This window comes from Stenotrophomonas sp. 05L44_2, from assembly GCF_056665995.1.
Map to the genome: position 1 here is coordinate 1 of NZ_JBFTNR010000250.1, position 5,155 is coordinate 5,155.

At 66.3% G+C, this 5,155-nt stretch carries 4 protein-coding genes; 1 reads left to right on the forward strand and 3 read right to left on the reverse strand.

Annotation, left to right across the window (positions count from 1 at the left end; genetic code table 11):
* Positions 1-173 precede the first annotated feature (173 nt).
* From AC1VAN_RS10455 to folB, 3 genes are all read right to left on the reverse strand, one after another.
* Positions 174-2,348: a glycoside hydrolase family 3 N-terminal domain-containing protein gene (locus AC1VAN_RS10455; RefSeq protein WP_442251945.1), complete on the reverse strand. Its 2,175-nt coding sequence runs from the start codon at positions 2,346-2,348 to the stop codon at positions 174-176.
* A 128-nt stretch (positions 2,349-2,476) separates the two neighbouring features.
* Positions 2,477-3,748 (reverse strand): mechanosensitive ion channel family protein, encoded by a 1,272-nt coding sequence (locus AC1VAN_RS10460; protein ID WP_033830173.1) that lies wholly within the window; start codon positions 3,746-3,748, stop codon positions 2,477-2,479.
* Between the two features lie 91 nt (positions 3,749-3,839).
* Positions 3,840-4,193, reverse strand: coding sequence for a dihydroneopterin aldolase (gene folB / locus AC1VAN_RS10465; RefSeq protein WP_025878255.1), 354 nt, complete (start codon positions 4,191-4,193; stop codon positions 3,840-3,842).
* 365 nt (positions 4,194-4,558) lie between these two features.
* On the opposite strand from folB, the gene AC1VAN_RS10470 reads away from it, so the two are divergent.
* Positions 4,559-5,155, forward strand: a 597-nt coding sequence (locus tag AC1VAN_RS10470) for a hypothetical protein (RefSeq protein ID WP_480985758.1), incomplete at its 3' end; no start/stop codon positions are given.

Consider the following 5,155-nt stretch of genomic DNA (forward strand, 5'->3'; position numbering starts at 1 on the left):
CAACAGGACAGGAACAAGGTAGGCCATCGTGCGCATGCGCGGTCTCCATCGGATCAGGCTCCGATGGTAGCGCCGGGCCGTGCCCGGCGTGTTCGCCATGGGTGAGGACGCCGGGCATGGCCCGGCGCTACTCATTGCCAGTAGATCCACGCCATGCGTGGATGCTCTACCGATCAGGCCTTCAGCAGTTCGAACTGCACCGCGTCACCGGCCATCGACGAGGCGCACACCCACACGTCGAACAGGCCCGGCTCGGCACGCAGCACGCCGTCGCGGCCGGTGAATGCCAGCTGTTCACGGGTCAGGGTGAACACCACCTCGGCCGACTCGCCCGGCTGCAGGGCCACCTTGCGGAAGTCCTTCAGCTCGCGCACCGGCCGCACGCGGCTGGCCACGCGGTCGTGGATGTACAGCTGCACCACTTCCTCGCCAGCCACGCTGCCGGTATTGGTCAGCGTGGTGGTCAGGGTCAGGGTGTCGTCCCAGCCGACGCGCGCACTGCTCAGCTGCGGCACGCCGTAGGCGAAGGTGGTGTAGCCGATGCCATGGCCGAACGGGTACAACGGCTCGTTCGGAATCTCGCGCCAGCGTGCCTTGAATTCCGACATCGTCGGCAGTTCCGGGCGACCGGTGCGCGGGTGGTTGTAGAAGTACGGCTGCTGGCCGGACACCTGCGGGAAGCTGACCGGCAGGCGGCCGGAGGGGCTGTAATCGCCGAACAGCACATCGGCCACGGCATGGCCGGTCTGCGTGCCCAGGTACCAGGTGATCGCAACGGCATGCGCATTGCGCACGGCGCCCTGCAGGGCCAGCGCGCGACCATTGCGCAGCAGCACCACCAGCGGCTTGCCGGTCATCGCCACCGCTTCGGCCAGCGCCTGCTGTGCCGGCGGCAGGGTGATCTCCACGCGCGACTGCGCCTCGCCGCTGTAACGCTGCGGCTCGCCCAGCGCCAGCACCACCACGTCGGCGCGCAGCGCAGCGGCCACGGCCGCCTCGGTGCCACCGGCAATGGCGGCTTCCAGTTCGCATCCCGGCACCACTTCCAGCTGCGCGTCATCGCCGATGGCCGCGCGCACGCCGGTTTCCAGATCCACGTAGCGCTGCTTGTCGCCGAACAGCGTCCAGCAGCCTTCGATGTTGTCGCGGTCCTGCACGAACGGGCCGATCAGCGCGATCTTCTGCCCGTTCTTCTGCAGCGGCAGCACGTTGTCGCGGTTGTTCAGCAGCACGATCGAACGGCGCGCGGCATCACGCGACAGTTCGTCATGGGCGTCGATATGGGAGGTATCGGCTTCGCGCGCCGGGTCCAGCGAACGGTACGGGTCGTCGAACAGGCCGATGGCTTCCTTCAGCCACAGGATGCGGCGCACGCCTTCATCCAGCACGCTCATCGGCACCTCGCCGCTCTCCACCAGGCCCGGCAGGTGCTCGGCGTAGAAGCCGCTCTGCATGCTCAGGTCCAGGCCGGCGGTGAACGCCTTGGCGGTGGCATCGCGGTCGTCGGCGGCATAACCGTGCGCGACCAGTTCCATGTCGGCGGTGTAGTCGGAGATCACCACGCCCGGGAACTTCCATTCACCGCGCAGGATGTCGGTCAGCAGCTCGGCGTTGGCGCTGGCCGGCACGCCGTTGATGTCGTTGAACGAGGACATCACGGTGATCGCGCCAGCATCGAAGGCCGCCTTGAACGGCGGCAGGTGCACATCGCGCAGGGTCTGCGGCGAAATGTCCACCATGTTGTATTCCATGCCGGCCATCACCGCGCCATAGGCGGCAAAGTGCTTGGGCGTGGCCAGCAGCGAGTCGGCGGCGCGCAGGTCGCTGCCCTGGAAGCCACGCACGCGGGCAGCGGCGAAGGCACAGCCCAGTACCACGTCCTCACCGGCACCTTCGGCACCGCGGCCCCAGCGCTGGTCACGGGCGATGTCCACTGCCGGTGCGTAGGTCCAGTGCAGGCCGGCAGCGGTAGCTTCAACCGCAGTGGCGCGCGCGGTGCGCTCGGCCAGATCCGGCTCGAAGCTGGCGGCCTCGCCCAGCGGAATCGGGAACACCGTGCGCATGCCGTGGATGACGTCGGCCGCCAGGATCACCGGGATGCCCAGGCGGCTCTCCTCGGTGGCGACCTGCTGGATGCGGCGGCCGAGCTCGGCGCCGACACCGTTGAACAGCGAGCCGACCTTGCCCTCGCGCACCTGCTGCAGCACCTGGTCGGCATTGCGCACGTTGGCTTCCGGGTTCACGTCCGGGGCGAACGGGCGGACCATGTCCGCGAAGACACCCAGCTGGCCGACTTTTTCCTCGACGGTCATCTGGGCAATGAGGGATTCGATGCGATCGGAGGCCACCGGCAGTCCTTAATGAAAACGTTTACAAGCCCGGCATTCTAGCGATCCCGGACGATTTGGCGAGAGGTTTCGTCATTCAGTTTCAGCCACCAGCCGGATCCGTACGGTCCGGCCGGGGGCATCGCAGCTTACTCCGAGCCGGCCAACTGGCGCTGCCCGGCCATCAACATCGCGTCGCTGGACGCCTGGAACACCCGCAGGCCAAAGGCCGGCAGGATCGCCAGCAGGTGGTCGAAGATGTCCGACTGCACCGCCTCGTATTCGCCCCAGGCGGTGCTGCGGGTGAAGCAGTACAGCTCCAGCGGCAGGCCTTCGGTGGTCGGCTGCAGCTGGCGCACCAGCAGGGTCATATCGGTATGGATGCCCGGGTGGCTGGCCAGATAACGCTCCACGTAGGCGCGGAAGGTGCCCAGGTTGGTCACCCGGCGGCTGTTGACCTCGGCCACGCCCTGCTCGCGCAGGCGCCCGTTCCACTGGCCCAGCTCCTGCTGCTTGCCGCGCAGGTAGTCGCCCAGCAGGGCGAACTGGCCGAGGAAGGCCAGGTCGTCCTCCTCCATGAAACGCACACTGTGCTGGTCCAGGAACAGCGCGCGCTTGATCCGGCGGCCACCGGCCTCCTGCATGCCGCGCCAGTTCTTGAACGACTCGGTCACCAGCTTCTTGGTCGGGATGGTGGTGATGGTCTTGTCGAAGTTCTGCACCGTCACCGTATGCAGGGCGATATCGATGACATCGCCGTCGGCATTCTGGCTGGGCATCTCGATCCAGTCGCCGATACGGATACGCCCATCACCACTGATCTGCACGCTGGCCACCAGCGACAGGATGGTGTCTTGGAAGATCAGCATCAGTACTGCGGTGGCCGCGCCCAGGCCGGTGACCAGGTAGCGCAGGTCGACACCGGCGAGGGTGGCAACGATCGACAGCCCGGCGATCACGAAGATGATGATCTTGGCGACCTGCAGGTACCCCTTGATCGGCTTGTTGCGCGCCTCGGGGCGACGTTCGTACAGGTCGTTGGCCGCATCCAGCGCATGCGACAGCGCCAGCACCACGGTCAGGATCGCCCACGCCTGGCAGGCACCGATGATGAAGCCGACCAGGCCCGGCGGCAGGTCCGGCACGATACGGATGCCTGAGGCGATCACCTGGCTGGGCACCACGTTGGACAGCCGCGAAATGACCCGCATCAGATGGCTGCCGCGGCCGGTATCGGCGCCGGGCAGGCGGTTGAGCAGGCGACGCAGGCCGCGCAGCAGGATGCGCTTGGTCACCCAGTTGGCCAGGCCGGCGGCAACCAGCAGCGCCGAGATCATCAACGCCAGGTAGGCGCCAGGATAGGGTTCCAGTGTGTTCTGCAGCTTTTCCAGCCACTGTACCGCCACCACTGCGTCCACCATCGGTTGTCTCCTTCTTCATTGCTGTTGAGGTTGCCGGCCAGCGGCCGGCACTACCGGGGGTTGCCAGCCGACGGCCGGCATTACCGGCGTGTCAGTCCCGCGAGCGTTCGATGATCACGCCGACCGCACGTGCACCGCGCACCGCCCCGGGCTTGCTCAGCTTCAGGCGCAGCCACTTCACGTCGAACTCGTCCAGCACGATCTGCGCGCAGCGCTCGGCCAGGGTCTCCACCAGGCCGAACTCCGATTCGCGCACGAACTGCTCCAGGCGCTTGCTGACCGCCTTGTAGTTCAGGGTGTGGGCAATGTCATCGCTGGCGGCCGGGCGACGGTTGTCGAACCCCATCTCCAGATCGAACACCAGGTCCTGGCGGATCCGCCGCTCCCAATCGTAGATGCCGATCAGGGCGTCGATCGTCAGCCCTTCGATGAAAACCTTGTCCATTGCGGTTACCAGCCGGAAAACAGGCGGCCATGGTAACGGGACGGCAGTGAGCCTGCCCGGAACGGAGGAGGGTCGCCGGGCATTCGCAAGGTCTGGAAAAGACAAAGGGCCCTGCTAGCGGGGCCCTTTGGTACTACCGTTTTGTCCCCGGGGGGAGCTTTCTCAAGCCGCGGGTCCCGGTGGCGCAGGCACTGAGGTTAGGCAAGGACCCAATCGCCGGTCAAGGCCAATTGCGACAAAGCAACTCACGGAATTCGTCCGAGCCGAAACACAGGAAATCGGTCACGCAGGCAACGGCGTTCCCCGATGGTGATCGCCGCCGTCTCTGGCCAGCATCGACCCTTCCTTCACCACCGCACATCACGATGGCTGCATACGATGCATTGAGGCGCGCTCTGTCAGCGGAGCGCCTGTCGACCTACGAGAGAATTGCATCGGCCTGCAGCCCGGGTGTCACCGCCGAATCCCTGTACCTGTGGAACATGCGGATGTGCGGTGCGCTGATGATGCCGGTGCATCTGTGCGAAGTGGTCATCCGCAACGCAGCCGCATCGGCGCTGGCCCGGCAACATGGGCCTCGATGGCCGTGGAATGATGCCTTCCGTCGCAGGTTGCCGGCATCTTCATCCGCTTCGGCGAGAACCGCACTGGAACTGGTCACCGGCCGTACCACCGACACGCCCGAGATCGTCGCCAACCTGCCGATGGTTTTCTGGCAGCAGCTCTTCACCTGCCGCTTCGACGCTTCGCTGTGGATACCAGCACTCAGCGGTGTTCTACGCCATGCGCCTTCGGCCCATCCCAGTGTCACCAGGAAAGCCATCCACGCAGATATCGACCGCATCCGCCACCTGCGCAACCGCATCGCCCACCACGAACCGATCCTTGAGCGCGACATCGGCGCCGACCTGGCCGCGATCGGGCGGCTGATCCACGCCCGGTGCCCGCACACGCTGGCATGG